Annotated in this window: 18 protein-coding genes; 10 read left to right on the top strand and 8 right to left on the bottom strand. The window is 71.8% G+C overall.

Annotated elements, in window-relative coordinates:
- The first annotated feature begins 210 nt into the window (after window positions 1-210).
- Window positions 211-1,689: a glutamate--cysteine ligase gene (locus tag AB0L59_RS10685; protein WP_365581535.1), complete on the top strand. Its 1,479-nt coding sequence runs from the start codon at window positions 211-213 to the stop codon at window positions 1,687-1,689.
- A 7-nt stretch (window positions 1,690-1,696) separates the two neighbouring features.
- On the opposite strand, the gene AB0L59_RS10680 is transcribed toward AB0L59_RS10685, so the two are convergent.
- From AB0L59_RS10680 to AB0L59_RS10665, 4 genes are all read right to left on the bottom strand, one after another.
- The gene (locus tag AB0L59_RS10680; RefSeq protein ID WP_365581533.1) at window positions 1,697-2,056 is read right to left on the bottom strand and encodes a S41 family peptidase; all 360 of its coding nucleotides are present in this window, start codon (window positions 2,054-2,056) and stop codon (window positions 1,697-1,699) included.
- Window positions 2,057-2,336: 280 nt separating this feature from the next.
- Entirely contained in the window at window positions 2,337-2,876 is a 540-nt protein-coding gene (locus tag AB0L59_RS10675; RefSeq protein ID WP_365581532.1) for a hypothetical protein, read from the bottom strand.
- Window positions 2,877-2,979: 103 nt separating this feature from the next.
- Complete coding sequence (locus AB0L59_RS10670) at window positions 2,980-3,396, bottom strand: nuclear transport factor 2 family protein (protein ID WP_365581530.1); 417 nt, start codon at window positions 3,394-3,396, stop codon at window positions 2,980-2,982.
- 183 nt (window positions 3,397-3,579) lie between these two features.
- Complete coding sequence (locus tag AB0L59_RS10665; protein WP_365581529.1) at window positions 3,580-3,972, bottom strand: helix-turn-helix domain-containing protein; 393 nt, start codon at window positions 3,970-3,972, stop codon at window positions 3,580-3,582.
- 144 nt (window positions 3,973-4,116) lie between these two features.
- On the opposite strand from AB0L59_RS10665, the gene AB0L59_RS10660 reads away from it, so the two are divergent.
- Together AB0L59_RS10660 and AB0L59_RS10655 are read left to right on the top strand one after the other, a co-directional pair.
- Window positions 4,117-4,767 carry an NAD(P)H-dependent oxidoreductase gene (locus AB0L59_RS10660; RefSeq protein ID WP_365581527.1) on the top strand — a complete coding sequence of 217 codons (651 nt, stop codon included), beginning with the start codon at window positions 4,117-4,119 and terminating at the stop codon, window positions 4,765-4,767.
- Between the two features lie 506 nt (window positions 4,768-5,273).
- Window positions 5,274-6,062, top strand: a complete 789-nt coding sequence (locus AB0L59_RS10655) for a thioesterase family protein (RefSeq protein WP_365581526.1) — start codon at window positions 5,274-5,276, stop codon at window positions 6,060-6,062.
- A 45-nt stretch (window positions 6,063-6,107) separates the two neighbouring features.
- On the opposite strand, the gene AB0L59_RS10650 is transcribed toward AB0L59_RS10655, so the two are convergent.
- Both AB0L59_RS10650 and AB0L59_RS10645 read right to left on the bottom strand, forming a co-directional pair.
- Entirely contained in the window at window positions 6,108-6,635 is a 528-nt protein-coding gene (locus AB0L59_RS10650; RefSeq protein ID WP_365581524.1) for a hypothetical protein, read from the bottom strand.
- Window positions 6,636-6,803: 168 nt separating this feature from the next.
- Entirely contained in the window at window positions 6,804-7,688 is an 885-nt protein-coding gene (locus AB0L59_RS10645; protein WP_365581522.1) for an EamA family transporter, read from the bottom strand.
- Window positions 7,689-7,853: 165 nt separating this feature from the next.
- On the opposite strand from AB0L59_RS10645, the gene AB0L59_RS10640 reads away from it, so the two are divergent.
- Entirely contained in the window at window positions 7,854-8,462 is a 609-nt protein-coding gene (locus AB0L59_RS10640) for a flavin reductase family protein (RefSeq protein WP_365581521.1), read from the top strand.
- 19 nt (window positions 8,463-8,481) lie between these two features.
- Here the strand turns inward: AB0L59_RS10640 and AB0L59_RS10635 are convergent, their stop codons facing one another.
- Both AB0L59_RS10635 and AB0L59_RS10630 read right to left on the bottom strand, forming a co-directional pair.
- Window positions 8,482-9,243 (bottom strand): cache domain-containing protein, encoded by a 762-nt coding sequence (locus tag AB0L59_RS10635; protein ID WP_365581520.1) that lies wholly within the window; start codon window positions 9,241-9,243, stop codon window positions 8,482-8,484.
- 37 nt (window positions 9,244-9,280) lie between these two features.
- A complete protein-coding gene (locus tag AB0L59_RS10630) occupies window positions 9,281-10,021 on the bottom strand; it encodes a GntR family transcriptional regulator (protein WP_365581518.1) in 741 nt (246 codons plus the stop codon).
- 110 nt (window positions 10,022-10,131) lie between these two features.
- Here AB0L59_RS10630 and AB0L59_RS10625 point away from each other — a divergent pair, with 110 nt between their 5' ends.
- The 6 genes from AB0L59_RS10625 to AB0L59_RS10600 all read left to right on the top strand — a co-directional run bounded on the left by AB0L59_RS10625 (window position 10,132) and on the right by AB0L59_RS10600 (window position 15,271).
- On the top strand, window positions 10,132-11,163 hold the full coding sequence (locus AB0L59_RS10625) for an ABC transporter ATP-binding protein (protein ID WP_365581517.1): 1,032 nt from the start codon (window positions 10,132-10,134) through the stop codon (window positions 11,161-11,163).
- Between the two features lie 26 nt (window positions 11,164-11,189).
- On the top strand, window positions 11,190-12,398 hold the full coding sequence (locus tag AB0L59_RS10620; RefSeq protein WP_365581628.1) for an ABC transporter substrate-binding protein: 1,209 nt from the start codon (window positions 11,190-11,192) through the stop codon (window positions 12,396-12,398).
- Window positions 12,399-12,401: 3 nt separating this feature from the next.
- On the top strand, window positions 12,402-13,295 hold the full coding sequence (locus AB0L59_RS10615) for an ABC transporter permease (RefSeq protein WP_365581515.1): 894 nt from the start codon (window positions 12,402-12,404) through the stop codon (window positions 13,293-13,295).
- Between the two features lie 50 nt (window positions 13,296-13,345).
- Window positions 13,346-14,161 (top strand): ABC transporter permease, encoded by an 816-nt coding sequence (locus AB0L59_RS10610; RefSeq protein ID WP_365581513.1) that lies wholly within the window; start codon window positions 13,346-13,348, stop codon window positions 14,159-14,161.
- Between the two features lie 31 nt (window positions 14,162-14,192).
- Window positions 14,193-14,888 (top strand): maleylpyruvate isomerase N-terminal domain-containing protein, encoded by a 696-nt coding sequence (locus AB0L59_RS10605; protein WP_365581511.1) that lies wholly within the window; start codon window positions 14,193-14,195, stop codon window positions 14,886-14,888.
- Between the two features lie 101 nt (window positions 14,889-14,989).
- Window positions 14,990-15,271 (top strand): hypothetical protein, encoded by a 282-nt coding sequence (locus AB0L59_RS10600; protein WP_365581509.1) that lies wholly within the window; start codon window positions 14,990-14,992, stop codon window positions 15,269-15,271.
- The last annotated feature ends 96 nt before the right edge of the window (window positions 15,272-15,367 follow it).

Below are 15,367 nucleotides of genomic sequence, written 5' to 3'. Positions count from 1 at the left end.
CGCTGCGCACCGGCCGGACACACCGCACCGCACGGCACACCCCATCCCCGGCACCGGCCGGCACACCGCACCGGAGGCCGGTCCGGCGTGCCCGCGCTCCTGAACAGGGGCGGCGTCGCCTCGCAGGCGCGGGCCACGCTTGGTGAGGCTCGCGCGATGGTGCGACGCTGGGTGGAGAGGATCTGCGACGAGGGGCTTCCTGGAGGGCCGATGGGACGCGACGTCCCGGCGCTCGTCTTCACCCGCGAGGACCGCCGCCGGTACCGGATCAAGATGCACGAGTGCCTGGACGCCCTGGCACAGATGCTCCGCGAGTCACGGTTCGAGTCCGAGCGCCCGCAGGTCGGTCTGGAGATCGAGCTGAACCTGGTCGGTGACGACGCCGAGCCGGCGATGCGCAACAGCGATGCGCTGAAGGCGATCTCCGACCCCGCCTGGTCGACCGAGCTGGGCCGCTTCAACCTGGAGATCAACGTCCCGCCCCGGCGGCTGACGGCGGGCGGTCCGGACGCCTGGGAGTCGGAGATCCGTGCCGCGCTGAACCACGCCGACGAGCGGGCCGGCTCGATCGGCACCCGGCTGATCATGATCGGGATCCTGCCCACCCTGCGCCAGGAGGACATCGGCGAGGAGGCCCTCTCGGAGAACCCGCGCTACCAGCTGCTCAACGACCAGATCTTCGCGGCCCGCGGCGAGGACCTGCGCATCGAGGTGGACGGCGTGGACCGGCTGCGCACCTACGCGGACACCATCACCCCGGAGGCCGCCTGCACCAGCACCCAGTTCCATCTCCAGGTGTCCCCCGAGGAGTTCGCAGGCTACTGGAACGCGGCGCAGGCCGTCTCCGGGGTGCAGGTGGCGCTGGCGGCGAACGCGCCGTTCCTGTTCGGCAAGGAACTGTGGCACGAGACGCGCATACCGCTGTTCGAACAGGCCACGGACACCCGCCCGGAGGAGATCAAGGTGCAGGGCGTGCGGCCCCGGGTGTGGTTCGGTGAACGGTGGATCAACAGCGTCTTCGACCTCTTCGAGGAGAACCTGCGCTACTTCCCGGCCCTTCTGCCCCTGTGCGACGAGCAGAGCCCCGCGGAGACCCTGGACTGCGGCGACGTCCCCGAACTGGGCGAACTGACACTGCACAACGGCACGATCTACCGCTGGAACCGCCCGGTGTACGCCGTCTCCCACGACGTGCCGCACATCCGGGTCGAGAACCGCGTGCTGCCCGCCGGCCCGACCGTCGCCGACACCCTCGCAAACGGCGCCTTCTACTACGGGCTGACCCGGGCTCTGGTGGAGGAGGACCGGCCGGTCTGGTCGCGGATGTCGTTCGCGGCCGCCGAGGACAATCTGCACACCGCCGCCCGCCACGGTATCGACGCCCTGCTGTACTGGCCGGGCATGGGCGAGGTGCCGGTGCCGGAACTGGTCCTGCGGCGGCTGCTGCCGCTGGCGCACCGGGGGCTGGAGCACTCGGGCATGGACGCGGCCTGGCGGGAGCCGCTGCTCGGCATCATCGAGCAGCGGTGTGTGACGGCGCGCAACGGCGCCGTGTGGCAGAAGGAGATGTTCCACCACCTCGACGCCACGACACGTATCGGCCGCCACGAGGCGCTGCGCCGGATGACCCAGCTGTACATCGACTACATGCACCTCAACGCGCCGGTCCACACCTGGCCCGTGGACTGAAGGCGGCTCAGCCGCGCCCGCCGAGCAGGTTCACCGCGCGGTCGAAGGCCGAGTCGCGGTTCTCGGCGAACGCCTCCTCGGTAAAGACCGGTTCGGTTCGCTGCCGCGGGATGCCCGTCCCGTCGAAGGTGCGGCGGGCACGGGTCAGGAACTCCTCGTTCGGCAGCCCGAACATCAGGCCGTCGGGCAGGTTGCGGATCATCACGTCCGAGAAGACACCATGAGTGGGCCGCCCGATCCGCACGGTCCGCCCGGGCCGGTCCATCAGCGCCTGGGTGAAGGTCTCGCCCGCGCCGAACGTCGAGCCGCCGGCGAGGACGGCGACCGGGCCGGTGTGGCGGGACGCGTCGGCCGGGACGACGGGCACAGGTTCGGGGCGGGTGCCGGGTGGGGTCGGCCGGGTCGTCGCGGGCCCGCTTCGCGTACGCGGTGTACGTCGTGTCGGTCAGCCGCTGGTGATCCGGATGCCGAGGGAGCCGGCACCACCGCCGTTGATCCGCGGATCGATGACGAGCCCCTTGAGCCGCTCGGTGCGGCCCGCGGTGACACGGTGTTCAACGCCCGGTCGAGTTCAGCCTGTTCGGCGGCGTTACGGCGCGTCCTCGCCGGCGTATCCGGCGAACCCGGAGACGCGCAGGTAGCCGAGGTCACCCCGGCAGGTCGGCGTAGGTGATCCGGCCCGCGACGAAGTCCTGCCGGTGGGAGGCGTCCTCGAGGTCGCGGGCCACGACGAACGTCTTGACCCTGGCGTCGAGTTCCGGGCTCGGCTTCTCCGTTCCGGGGCGGCCCTGGCCGAAGACACGGTCGCCGTCGATCACCGCGACATGGGCGTCGGCCGGGAGGGCGCAGTCAGCGGGCAGGGCACTCAGGCGGAGCAGTCGGCGGTGTCGCACCGAGCTGTCCGCGGCGAGCAGCGCGTGATCGCGGTCGTGTGCGGTCCGTACGGTCAGCACCGAGCCGTCCGTCGTCGTGCAGGTCCCGGGACCGGTCTGCCGCGAGGCGTCGCCCTTGAGGCAGCTGACGGACGTCGTCTGGTACTCCTGCAGCACTCCGCGGAGGACGAGGACGGTGCCGTGGCCGTCCATGCGGCACACCCCGTCGGTGCCGGACGGTGCCGTGCGCGCGGCGGCCGCGGCCGGTACGGCTCCGGCGGCGAGGATCGGGGCGGTGGACGTGAGCGTGCGCACGAGTGTCTCCTCCCGACGGGTGTCCACGGGAGTCCACCGTCACAGAAGCGTCCCGGCGCGCTCCATCCGGCAATCCGGTGCGTCGGGGGGCACCCCCGCTCCCTCACCCGGGCCCGGTCACGCCGTTCAGCGGGACGCGTCGCGCGCAGAGCCTGCGGTGGCTGATGCGCCAGCCGTCGGGGGTGCGGACGAGGGTGTCGTCGTAGGTGGCCGAGCCGCAGGAGCCGTCCGCCCTGACACCGAGCGCCTTGGAGCGGGCCCGCACCCGGCCGTCCGCCGATTCCAGCACGACCACGTTGGTGACGTGGTGGGCGACGGGATTCCCGGCGCCCAGCGCAAGTGCCGCGGCCCGCATGGCGGCCACCCCGACGAGCGGGTCCTGCCCGAAGTCGGTCAGGTCGTAGACGACCTCCGGGGTGAACAGCTCTTCGAGCCGGTCGAGTTGTCCGTCGTCCACGAAGTGGCCGTGCAGGGAGATCAACTCGGTGATGGCAAAGCGGTCTTCGAGCGTGAGCGCCATGGGCGTCCTCTCCGGTGTGATGCGTCGGGCCGGGACCTCGATCCTCGCGGACCGCCGCCGGGCCGTCGCGGACGCTGCTGAAGCGGCGGGTGAGCCGTCGAGGCACCCCCTGCCGCAGAGGCTCTTCCGGCATCCTCGGACTGGATGCGGTGCCACTCGGCCGGCCGCACGATCCGCGCGGTCCTATGCCGGCGACCCGGCCGGCCGTTCGCGCACCATGCCGGGGCACGGCTGCTCCTCCGGCAGGTGCGCCTTCGCCCACTCGCCCAGCTCACGGAGCGCCGGCTCCAGGGCGGCGCCCGCCCCGGTCAGCCGGTAGGACACCCGCAGCGGTGGGCCCTCGTCGACCTCACGGAGCACGAGTCCGGCCGCGCCGAGTTCCGCGAGCCGGTCGGACAGCATGCGCTCGCTGATGCCGGGGATGGCCCGGCGCAGGTCCGCGAAGTGCGCGGGCTGTTCCACCAGGACGGCCACGATGGGGCCGCTCCAGCGCTTTCCGAGCAGCTGGAAGACACGGGTGATGCCCTCGTCCACCCGCTTGCACGCCGCCGTGTCGTGAATCGCGTCCGCCGCCATGCGATCAGGGTACTACCTCACCGTAGGGGGATGAAAAAAAGTAAGTACCTGTGTTACTGATAGTCGAGTACGAAAGTTCAGCCCGCGGCTCTTGCCGTCGGGCCGACTCTTATCCGTGTCCCTTTTGTCCTTCCCGGAGTCACCATGGCCACCCTGCTGCACATCGACTCGTCCGTGTTCCCGACCCAGGCCTCGGCCTCGCGCGCCGTGGCTGAGGCCTTCACCACGCACTGGCGGGAGCAGCACCCCGACGGCACGGTCGTCTACCGCGACCTGGCGGCGCAGCCCGTCCCGCACATCACCGCCGCCGCGCACACCGCCGGCTTCGCCGACCCCGCGTCCCACACGCCGGAGCAGGCCGCGGCCTTCGCCGAGCGCGTCCGGCTGATCGAGGAGCTGGAGCAGGCCGACGCCGTGCTGATCGGCGCCCCGATGTACAACTTCTCGATCCCGTCGACCCTCAAGGCCTGGCTGGACAACGTGGTCCTCTTCGGCCGCACCGCGGGCGAGACGCAGTCCGCGAAGGGCACCCCGGTGACCGTCGTCGCCAGCCGGGGCGGCGCGTACGGGCCGGGCACCCCGCGCGAGGGATACGAGTACGTGCAGAACTACCTCGCGGCCATCCTCGGCGACGGACTCGGTCTGGACGTCGACTTCATCGTCCCGGAGCTGACCATGGCCCCGCAGAACCCGGCGATGAGCGAGCTGATCCCGCTGTACGAGGCCTCCCGTGACCGCGCCCTCGAGGAGGCCGCCGCGAAGGCCAAGCAGTTGGCCCAGCGCTTCGCCGCCTGACCGGCCCGACCGGCCCGAGCGGTCCGACCGGTCCGGGTGCCGCCACCCGCGCGGCACCCGGGCCGGGTCGCTTCGGCACGCGAAGACCGTGCCGGCCACGATCCACCGCGGGGCGTCGCGGCGCCACAGGTGCACGCCGAGCGGCAGGCCGCGCGGGCAGTACAGCACCGGGTTGACCATGATCCCGGCGGTCATCCGGGGCCGGAGGTACCGCTCGGTCCGATGAGCTGGGTCCTGCCGGGCCTGATGCGCCCCGACCCGGCGTGGATCAGCGCACCGGACAGGCCCGCCCACCCCCAGTCGATTCCCCCGTGGGCGACGAGGGCGCCGAAGGCGACACCGAGGTGGACCAAGCCGAGCCCAGCCCGACGGAGGGCGAGTCCCCGAAGGCGGCTCAACGTGAAGACCGTCAAGACCGGACCGTGAACCGGTCGCACTCAAGGATGTACGGTACAACGACCGGCTCAAAGCCCCCCGTTCATGGACACCTTGAGGAGAGGCACCCGTTGGCCGCCAGCTACTTCGAGCGCATCGACCGTCATCGCTACAAGCCCACCCCGCACGCGAGCGGCGCATGGGACCCCGACGAGCAGCACTTCAGCCCGCTTGCCGGACTCGTGGTCCACGCGATCGACCAGTACCGCGCCGAGCGCCCGCCGAACAGCATGCTCCTGTCCAGGATCAGCTTCGACATCCTGGGGCGCCTCGCCCTGGACGAGTGCGCCATAGAGGTGGAGTCGATCCGGCCCGGCCGCACCATCGAACTGCTCGAAGCGGTCGTGCGCATCGCGGACCGCCCGGTGGTACGGGCCCGCGCCTGGCTGCTCACCGAGGTGGACACCAGCGCCGTGGCCGGCGGAGCCGAGGCGCGCCTCACCCCGCCGGACGGGCTCGCCGGTCACTCCCTTGGCTCGATGTGGCCCGGCGGCCACTGCGCCTCCGTCGACGTCCGTCCGGTCACCCCCGCCGAGCCGGGCCGCGGCACGGTCTGGATCTCGACGGACCGTGACCTCGTGGCCGGAGAACGGGTCGGCCCGGTCGCCTCCTATGTCGCCCTCGTCGACACGGCCAACGGCATCGCGGTACGCCGGCCACCGACCGAGTGGATGTTCCCCAACGTCGACCTGACGGTCCATCTGCACCGCCAGCCGACGGGCCGCTGGGTCGGCCTGGACACGACGGTCTCCTTCGGACCCACCGGCCAGGGCCTCACCAGCAGCGTCCTGCACGACGTCCACGGACCGGTCGGCCACGCGCAGCAGACCCTCACGGTGCGCCCGCTGCCCGCGCGGTGACCCCGAGGGAACGCGGGTCGGCGCGCTCCCGTGCCGCACGCCGGGTCAGGAGTCGAAGTTCCATCGCCTGGGAAGGTCAGCGTCGCAGAAGACGCAGACGAAGTGGTCTTCCCGCACGATGTTGTGCTGCCCACAGGTGCGGCAGCGGCGGAAGATCACCTCGTGGGTGAAGGCACCGGGGTGGCCGAGCCCGGCCCGGTCCAGCGCCCGCGCCACCGCCGTCCACGATCCGGTGTCCGGGCAGTACCCCGTGGACTGGTTGCTCACCTCCCGAACCGACCAGCGGCCCGCGTCCTCCCGGAAGCCGATCTCTCCCGCGCTCAGCACCGGCTCGCCACCCGCACAGGCGGCGTGCTCCGACCGGCGCGGGGCCGGCCGCAGCACGCCGTCCGCGCCGATGACGTACGTGAAGGGTTCGGCCAGTTCCTCGCGGGTCCGGGTGGCCGCCCAGTGTGCGAACTCCTCCGCCGTGCGGATCACGGTGCCGGAGTCCCCCGGCCGTACCGCGGCCCTCACGTCCTCGGGCCCGACGTACCGATGGCACCGGCCGTCCGGACGTCCCCCACCACTCATGCAGATCACCGTAGGGCACGGGCGGGCCGGTCCGACCGCCCCGGCCCGCAGCACCGGCGGCGGCCTCGGCATCGTCGGCGCCTGATCGCCGGCCCGCGGTGACGGAAACCGCGTCCCTGGGCCGACTCGACTGGAGTGTGCGCGTGATACTCCGCGCCGCCCGCCCGCTCACTCCCGGGCTGCCTCGGCCCCCTCGCACCCGCTGCGTGTCTCGCCCGCCCCCTCCCCACGCGTCGCCCCCACCGAGGCGACCGCCACCGCCGCCACCCCCGCCCACTGGGCCGCCGCCAGGTGCTGCCCCAGCAAGAGCAACCCGATCAGCGCGCCGATCGCCGGTTCCAGACTGGTGAGGACGCCGAAGGCGCGTGGCGTGAGGCGGCGCAGGGCCTCCAGCTGGAAGGTGTAGGGCACGACGCTGGACAGGACGGCCACCGCCGTGGCCACGGCGAGGGTGCCTGGGTCCAGGAGACGGGTGCCGGCCTGCCTGACGCCGTACGGCAGGCTGAGCAGCGCTCCCCAGGTGACGGCGAGCGCGAGTCCGCCGCCGTCGGGGACGCGGTCGGCCAGCCGTTTGCCGACCAGGATGTAGCCGCCCCAGCAGCATCCGGCGACGGCGGCGCAGGCGACGCCGGTGGCGTCCAGGGCCGTACCGCTGCGGCCGAGCAGGAGGACGCCGGTGCCGGCGAGACCCGCCCACAGCAGGTCGGGGGCGCGGCGCGACCCGCACAGCGCGATGGCGAACGGGCCGAGGAACTCCAGGGTGGTGGCGGCGCCCAACGGCAGCCGGGCGACCGCCTCGTAGTAGGCGAGGTGATGGAGGGCGAGCAGGGAGCCGGCGGCGGCCGCGATGCCGAGGGTCGCCCGGTCGCCGTGGATCCGGGGCCGCCACAGCGCGGTGAGGACGAGCGCGGCGATGGCCAGCCGCAGGGTCACCACGCCGGCCGGTCCCACCGCGGGGTAGAGGCGGGTCGTCAGCGCGGCGCCGCCCTGCAGGCCGAGGATCCCGCCCAGGACGAGGCCTGGTGCGGGCGCGGCGCCGAGTCCCCGGCCCACGGCCGCAGCGGCGCGTGTGCGAGGGGCGAGGTACGGGGTGATGGTGACCGGACTCCTTGACCGGGATCTTCGTGCGATGCCCTCGCACCCTAGGGCCCACGTCCGTCGTGATCAACGGGTGGGGTGGCGGGCCCGGCCCTCGGCGGTACCGCTTAGCGTGCTGTCATGCGCGTCGACTACTCACCCGAGTCCATGGGGACCGGAGCGTTCTACCGTCTGCTCACGGCCGTCGTCGTACCCCGGCCGATCGCCTGGGTCTCCACCCTCGCGCCGGACGGCGCGACGGCGAACCTGGCACCGCACTCCTTCTTCACCGTCGCCTGCACCGATCCGCCCGTCGTCCAGTTCACGTCCGTGGGACGGAAGGACTCCTTGCGCAATGTCGAGGAGACCGGCGAGTTCGTCGTCAACTTCGCCCCCGAGCCGCTCTTCGCCCAGATCAACGCGACGGCGACCGACTTCCCCCGCGACCGGGGTGAGTTCGACGCCGTCGGCATCGAGCGGGAGCCGTCGCTGCGGGTGCGGCCACCACGCGTGGCCGCGTCTCCGGTCGCCCTCGAATGCCTGCTGCACTCGACGCTGCGCCTCGGCGATTCGACGGTGGTGTTCGGCCGGGTCGTGCACGCCGCCGTCCGCGAGGACGTACTGGTGGACGGCCACCCCGACATCCGGCGGCTGCGTCCGCTGTCCCGGCTGGGCGCGAACGAGTGGGGCACGGTGGGCGAGGTGCACGAGCTGGCCCGGGTGCCGTACCGGAAGGACGCCCGCGACTGAGCGGCCCGCCTCCGCCGGCTCAGACGAGCACCAGGACGAGGGGCACGCCCCGGCACGGCACCAGGCGCATGCCGTCGTACGCGCCGGGGCGTGCCGCACTGAGCAGTTCACCGAAGTCCGGGCCCTTGGTGAGGGAGCCGGCCAGGTGGGCGGGGTCGGCGGAGGCGGCGACCCGGCCCCGGGCGTTGACGAGGTGGGCGGGGCGGGGCAGGCGCCGCAGCAGCGGGAGGACGGCCGTCTCGAAGTGCCGCAGGTAGACGTCGGCGGCGGCCACTCCGGCGAAGCCGCCCCGGATCCGGACGGGTTCGGACAGGGTGAGGCTGTACTCGTCGGAGCAGAGGTAGTCGACGTACGGTCCGGCGACCGCCCGGCGCCCGGTGTCGCGGGGCAGTGCGAACCAGTCCCAGTGCGTGTAGTCGGAGTAGGCCGACTGGCCGGGATCGAGGTCGAGCAGGAGCGGGCGTACCTCGCCGTCGGCGGTGGACTGCCACCACTCCAGCCAGGCGGGCACGTCCGTCAGCAGGCCGGGGGCCGCGACGAAGCCGACGCCGGAGACGAGTTGCTCCCGGGTCAGGTGGGCATGCAGGCCGGGGCGCAGGGCGGCGAGGTCGGCGCTGGTGGGCCGCCGGCCCTCGGCGACCACCCGGCCGAGCAGGGCCTCGGTGGCGGTGCGGGTGGTGGCGACGGTCTCGAAGACTGCCTCCAGCGCACCACCGACCTGTGCGGCCACCCATGTCTCCGTGTCCGTGCCGAGGGTGGCGCCTCCGGGGCTCCAGCCCATGGTGTCCTCCAGCGGACGGGAACCTGACGCGGCGCGGTCAGAGGGCGAGGCGTACGGCGACGAGCCGCGCCGTCGACTCCCTGACGCACCGCTCGGCCGGCGTGCCGGCCGTTTCGTGGGCCCCATCTTGCACGGCGGAGATCACGGAGCGGTGACGGTCCGCAACTTCTTCACGATATGCGTCGTCGGCCAGGACGAGGCACAGCAGTGCGCCGATCTCCCTCTGCAGGGCGACCTGTTCGCGGGTGAGCCGGGCGGACTGGGCTGCCGCGGCGAGTTCGACGTGGAAGCGGCCGTACAGCCGGCTGCGTGCCGCCGTGTCGCCGGCGCGTGCCAACTCCTCGGCGGTCCTGCGGAGTTGACGCAGGTCCTCGGGTTCGGTGCGCTGGGCGGCGAGCCGGGCGGCGGCGCCCGACAGGGCGGCCCAGTGGTCGCCCAGGTCGCGCAGCTCCTCGGTGCTCCAGCCGGCGAGCCGGGCCCTCAGCCGGTCGTCGGCCGGGACTTCGGGGAGGGAGACGAAGCTGCCGCCGCCGCGCCCCCGGCGGGTGGTGACCAGGCCCTGCTGCCGCAGGGCCATGAGCGCTTCGCGCAGCGTGACCGTGGAGACGCCCAACTGTCCGGCCAGTTCGCTCTCGCCGGGGAGTTGCTCGCCGTCGGCCAGAAGGCCCAGCTCGATGGCGTCGCCGATGCGGCGGACGACCGTGTCCACGCGGGCCCGGTTGTCCACCGGGCTGAAGACGGCCCTGCGGGCCCGGCCGTCCATCTCCTGCTGTCTCACGGTCACCACCTCGTGCATTGACTCAAGCTTTACCTCAACGGGACCTTGAGCTTAGAACTATGACTTCATATGTTTGCCGTCAACGTTCAGCGCGCCAGAAAGGTTCCCGCATGGAGGGGATTGCGATCCGGCTGCAGGACCTGCGGAAGTCGTTCGGTGAGACGACCGCCGTGGCCGGAGTCGACCTGGAGATCCGGGACGGGGAGTTCTTCTCCATGCTCGGCCCCTCAGGATCCGGCAAGACCACGGTCCTCCGGCTCGTCGCCGGCTTCGATACACCGGACCAGGGCCGGATAGAACTCGCCGGACAGGAGGTCACGGGCCTCGCCCCGTTCGAGCGGGACGTCCACACGGTCTTCCAGGACTACGCCCTCTTCCCGCACATGACGGTCGAGCAGAACGTCGCCTACGGGCTGAAGGTGCGCAAGGTACCCAAGGCCGAACGGCTCGTCCGCGCCCGCAAGGCCCTCGCCGAGGTCCGTCTCGAGGGCTACGGCCAGCGGCGCCCGGCCCAGCTCTCCGGCGGGCAGCGTCAGCGCGTCGCCCTCGCCCGCGCGCTCGTCGGCCGGCCCCGGGTGCTGCTGCTGGACGAGCCGCTGGGCGCCCTCGACCTGAAGCTGCGCGAGCAGATGCAGGTGGAGCTGAAGGCGATCCAGCGGGAGGTCGGCATCACCTTCGTCTTCGTCACCCACGACCAGGACGAGGCCCTGACGATGAGCGACCGCATCGCCGTCTTCGACCAGGGCCGCATCGCCCAGGTCGGCACACCCGCGGAGATCTACGAGCGGCCGGCCACCCCCTTCGTCGCCTCGTTCGTCGGCACCTCGAACCTGCTCGACGGAGAGACGGCCCACCGGATCGTCGGCACCCCGGACACGTACAACATCCGGCCGGAGAAGATCCGCGTCCTGAAGGAGTCCGCCGAGGCGGACGAGCCCGAGCACGCCACCGCGACCGGAACCGTCGCCGAGGTGGTCTACCTCGGCGACGCCACCCGCTTCCTCGTCGACCTCGACGGCGGCGGCCGGCTCACCGCGCTCCAGCAGAACCTGGAGACCTCCTCCGAGGACGTGGCCGCCTACCGCGGCACCCGGGTCCGCCTGACATGGCACCGCCGGCACGCTGTCCGGCTGCCCTCCTGACCGCTCTCACCCGTCTCTACGTCCCCATGGAGAACGCCGTGCGTCTCACCCGTCCCCTGCGCGTCGCGGCCTGTGCCGCCGCACTGCTGCTCGCCGCCGCCTGCGACTCCTCCGGCTCCGGCGGCTCCTCGGCCACCGGACTCAACCCGCCCGACCTCAAAGCCCCGACGAAGCTCGGCAAGACGGAGGGCCAGGTCAACCTGGTCGCCTGGGCCGGGTACGTCGAGGACGGCTCCAACGACCCGAAGGTGAACTGGGTCAGCGACTTCGAGAAGCAGACGGGCTGCCAGGTGCACTCCAAGGTCGCCGCGAGCTCGGACGAGATGGTCAAGCTGATGAAGACCGGCGAGTACGACGCCGTCTCCGCCTCCGGCGACGCCTCCCTGCGCCTGATCGCCTCCGGCGACGCGGCACCCGTGAACACCGCCCTGGTCCCCAACTACAAGGACATCTTCAGCGGGCTCAAGAACGGCGCCTGGAACTCGGTGAAGGGCCAGATGTACGGCATCCCGCACGGCCGGGGCGCCAACCTGCTGATGTACAACACGGAGAAGGTCAAGCCCGCGCCGACGTCCTGGTCCGCCGTCTTCGACGACGCCGCCCAGCACAAGGGACACGTCACGGCGTACGACTCTCCGATCTACATCGCCGACGCGGCCCTCTATCTGAAGGCCACCAAGCCCGAGTTGAAGATCAAGGACCCGTACGCGCTCGACCAGAAGCAGTTCGACGCGGCCGTGGCCCTGCTCAAGCAGCAGAACAAGAGCGTCGGCGAGTACTGGAGCGATTATCTGAAGGAGGTCTCCGCCTTCAAGAGCGGTGACTCGGTGGTGGGCACCACCTGGCAGGTCATCGCCAGCCTCGCCGCCTCCGAGGGCGCCAGGGTCAAGGCGTTCGTGCCGAAGGAGGGTTCGACCGGCTGGTCGGACACCTGGATGGTGTACAGCAAGGCCAAGCACCCCAACTGCGCCTACAAATGGCTGAACTGGATCGTCTCGCCCAAGGTCAACGCCCAGGTCGCCGAGTACTTCGGCGAGGCACCGGCCAACTCCAAGGCGTGCGCCGAGACCAGTGACAAGAACTTCTGCACCGTCTACCACGCGGCCGACGAGAGCTACTGGAAGAGGATCGCCTTCTGGAACACGCCCATCGAGCAGTGCCTCGACGGCCGCAAGGACGTGAAGTGCGTTCCGTACGCCCAGTGGGTGCAGGCCTGGACCGAGATCAAGGGCTGAGCCGTGGCGACCGACGTGACGACCGCCGCCGGCCGGGGAACCGTCCGGCGGCTGGCCGGAAGCCTGCACCGCAGGCCCCGGCTGCGGCTGACCCTGCTGCTCACCGCCCCGCTGCTGTGGCTCGCCGTCCTCTACCTCGGCTCCCTGGCGGTCCTGTTCGTCTCCGCCTTCTGGACGACGAACTCCTTCACCTCGCAGGTGGTGAAGGTCTGGTCGACGGACAACTTCCACGAGTTGTTCACCACGCCCGTCTTCCGTCAGGTGATCCTGCGCAGTGTCGGCGTGGCGCTCGCGGTGACCGTGCTGTGCGCGGTGATCGCCTTCCCGGTCGCCTTCTACACCGCGCGCGTGGCCCGGCCGAAGTGGCGTCCGCTGCTCGTGGTCGCCATCCTGACTCCCCTGTGGGCGAGTTACCTGGTCAAGGTGTACGCCTGGCGGCTCATCCTGTCCGAGGGCGGCCTCGCCGACTGGATGCTGGCGCCGTTCGGGCTGAGCGGCCCCGGCTTCGGCCTGCCGGCCACGGTCCTCACCCTGACGTACCTGTGGCTGCCGTACATGATCCTGCCGATCCACACGGCGCTCGAACAGCTCCCCGCCAGTCTGCTCGACGCCTCGGCCGACCTCGGCGCGCGGGCCTGGCGGACCTTCCGCTCGGTGGTGCTGCCGATGGTGCTGCCGTCGGTCGCGGCCGGCTCGGTGTTCACCTTCTCGCTCAGCCTCGGGGACTACATCACCGTGCAGATCGTCGGCGGCAAGACGCAGCTGATCGGCAACCTCGTGTACTCCAACATCGAACTCAACCTGCCCATGGCCGCCGCGCTCGGCACCGTACCCGTCGTGGTGATCGTCCTGTACCTGCTGGCGATCCGCCGCACGGGTGCCCTGAACAGCCTGTAGCCGTCCGACTCGCCGGAAACGCGCCGGAACCACTCCGAAAGAGGAGAGCCATGCATCTCAGCCGCACCGCGCGCATCGCCCTGCGCGCCGGCGCCGCGCTCGGCTTCGCGGTGATCTACGTCCCGCTGCTGCTCGTCCTCGTGAACTCGCTGAGTCCGGACCGCAGTGCGAGCTGGCCTCCACCGGGGCTGACCTGGCACTGGTGGTCGGTGGCGGCGCACGACGCGGGTGCCCGGCAGGCGCTGTGGGTCTCGGTCAAGGCGGGACTCGGGGCCACCGCGATCGCACTGGTCCTGGGTACGCTCGTCGCGTTCGCCGTGGCCCGGCACCGCTTCTTCGGCCGCGACACGGTGTCGTTCGTCGTGGTCCTGCCGATCGCGCTGCCCGGCATCGTCACCGGCATCGCCCTCAACTCGGCCTTCAGCACGGTGCTGCAACCGCTGGGCGTGGGGCTCGGGCTGTTCACGGTGATCGTCGGCCACGCCACCTTCTGCATCGTGGTGGTCTTCAACAACGTGGTGGCCCGGCTGCGCCGTACGGCCGGCTCGTACGAGGAGGCGGCCATGGACCTCGGCGCGACCACCTTCCGTGCCTTCGCCGACGTCACCTTCCCCCTGGTCCGCTCGGCGCTGCTGGCCGGCGGTCTGCTCGCGTTCGCCCTCTCCTTCGACGAGATCGTGGTCACCACGTTCACCGCGGGACCCGGCATCGAGACCCTCCCGATCTGGATCTTCGACAACATGACCCGGCCGCAGCAGGCACCAGTGGTGAACGTCGTGGCCGCCGTGCTCGTCCTGCTCTCGGTCGTCCCGATCTACGTAGCCCAGCGGCTGTCGGCGGACACGGCGACCTCGAGCAGGGTGTGACACCCTGTACGGCGGACGAACAGGGGGACGGATGAGTTCGGCGCAGGTGGGTTCAGCGGATGCCGCCGGACCGGCGCGGACGTTGCGGGCTGCCTACGAGGCCGCCTCGGCGGTCGTCGCGGACCTCGGTGACGAGGAGTCGTGGCTGCCGACCGCCTGCACCGGGTGGGCGGTCCGCGACCTCGTCTTCCACTGTCTGCACGACGCCCAGCGCGCTCTGGTGGCCCTGCACACACCGGTGCCGGGACCGGCGGACCGGGACTCGGTGACGTACTGGCAGGACTGGGCACCGAACACCACCGGGGCGGCCAGCGGCCGGCGCTGGGTGCGGGTGAACGCGAGCATGTTCCTCGACTTCGGCCAGCTCCAGGACCTCTATCTGGAGACGCTGGCGGCGGCCGTGCACGCGGCGGACGCCGCCGACCCCGCCCAGCACGTCGGCACGCAGGGACACGTGCTGGCGGCCGGCGAGCTGCTGATCACCCTCGCGGTGGAGGCGACCGTCCACCACCTGGACCTCACCGTCCGGCTCCCGGACGCGCCGGGCCCGGCGCCCGAGGGGCTGGCCGCGGTCCGCGCAACCCTGGACGGTCTGCTCGGCCGGCCCGTGTTCCCCGAGTGGTCCGACGAGCACTACGCGCGCGTGGGCACCGGCCGGGCGGCGCTCACCCCTGCCGAACGCGCCGCGCTGGGTGCGGCGGCGGACCGGTTCCCGCTGTTCGGCTGAGGCACGCAGAGCCACGCCCACACGCCCAACCCGGGGACACACCCGGGCGACACCTGCGCGCTGCCCGTCCGGCCGACCCGATGGATGGAAACGTGCGACCCATGAACAACCCACCCAGCATCAACAGTTACGTCGACCGGGTCACCGCCGGACCGGGCGGGGCGATGACGGACGAGGTCGGCGCCATCACCGGCGACCTCACCGTGGCGACCATCCTGCTGTCCGACGGTCACAGCGTGCGTGTCGCCGTCCAGCACTCGGGCAGCGACACCTGGTACACCCTCGCCGGCGGCCCCGCCCCCGTGCCCGCCGGGCAACTCGCCGCCTATCACCGGGATCTGCTGGGCCGTATCCGCCGCGGCGGCGGGACCCGCGCCACCTGAGCGGAGGAAGGTCGTCAGGAGCGGCGCCGTACGGGTGCCGCTCCCTCGACTTCCGCCCCGAGCCGCCCGGTCGGTTCTCTCATGAACACGTAAAAG

Origin of the sequence: Streptomyces sp. NPDC052109 (assembly GCF_040680195.1) — a bacterium.
Lineage (GTDB): Bacteria > Actinomycetota > Actinomycetes > Streptomycetales > Streptomycetaceae > Streptomyces.
The sequence above is the reverse complement of the archived record's forward strand: the minus strand, read 5'-3'. Positions and strand labels throughout refer to the sequence as shown.

Coding starts and splice junctions, on each gene's coding strand:
- AB0L59_RS10670 (WP_365581530.1), bottom strand. CDS start 3,396: ATGGCGCTCACGCTCGAAGACCGCTTTGCCATCACCGAGTTGATCTCC.
- AB0L59_RS10660 (WP_365581527.1), top strand. CDS start 4,117: ATGGCCACCCTGCTGCACATCGACTCGTCCGTGTTCCCGACCCAGGCC.
- AB0L59_RS10620 (WP_365581628.1), top strand. CDS start 11,190: ATGGAGAACGCCGTGCGTCTCACCCGTCCCCTGCGCGTCGCGGCCTGT.
- AB0L59_RS10625 (WP_365581517.1), top strand. CDS start 10,132: ATGGAGGGGATTGCGATCCGGCTGCAGGACCTGCGGAAGTCGTTCGGT.
- AB0L59_RS10665 (WP_365581529.1), bottom strand. CDS start 3,972: ATGGCGGCGGACGCGATTCACGACACGGCGGCGTGCAAGCGGGTGGAC.
- AB0L59_RS10685 (WP_365581535.1), top strand. CDS start 211: ATGGGACGCGACGTCCCGGCGCTCGTCTTCACCCGCGAGGACCGCCGC.
- AB0L59_RS10635 (WP_365581520.1), bottom strand. CDS start 9,243: ATGGGCTGGAGCCCCGGAGGCGCCACCCTCGGCACGGACACGGAGACA.
- AB0L59_RS10605 (WP_365581511.1), top strand. CDS start 14,193: ATGAGTTCGGCGCAGGTGGGTTCAGCGGATGCCGCCGGACCGGCGCGG.
- AB0L59_RS10640 (WP_365581521.1), top strand. CDS start 7,854: ATGCGCGTCGACTACTCACCCGAGTCCATGGGGACCGGAGCGTTCTAC.
- AB0L59_RS10600 (WP_365581509.1), top strand. CDS start 14,990: ATGAACAACCCACCCAGCATCAACAGTTACGTCGACCGGGTCACCGCC.
- AB0L59_RS10650 (WP_365581524.1), bottom strand. CDS start 6,635: ATGAGTGGTGGGGGACGTCCGGACGGCCGGTGCCATCGGTACGTCGGG.
- AB0L59_RS10610 (WP_365581513.1), top strand. CDS start 13,346: ATGCATCTCAGCCGCACCGCGCGCATCGCCCTGCGCGCCGGCGCCGCG.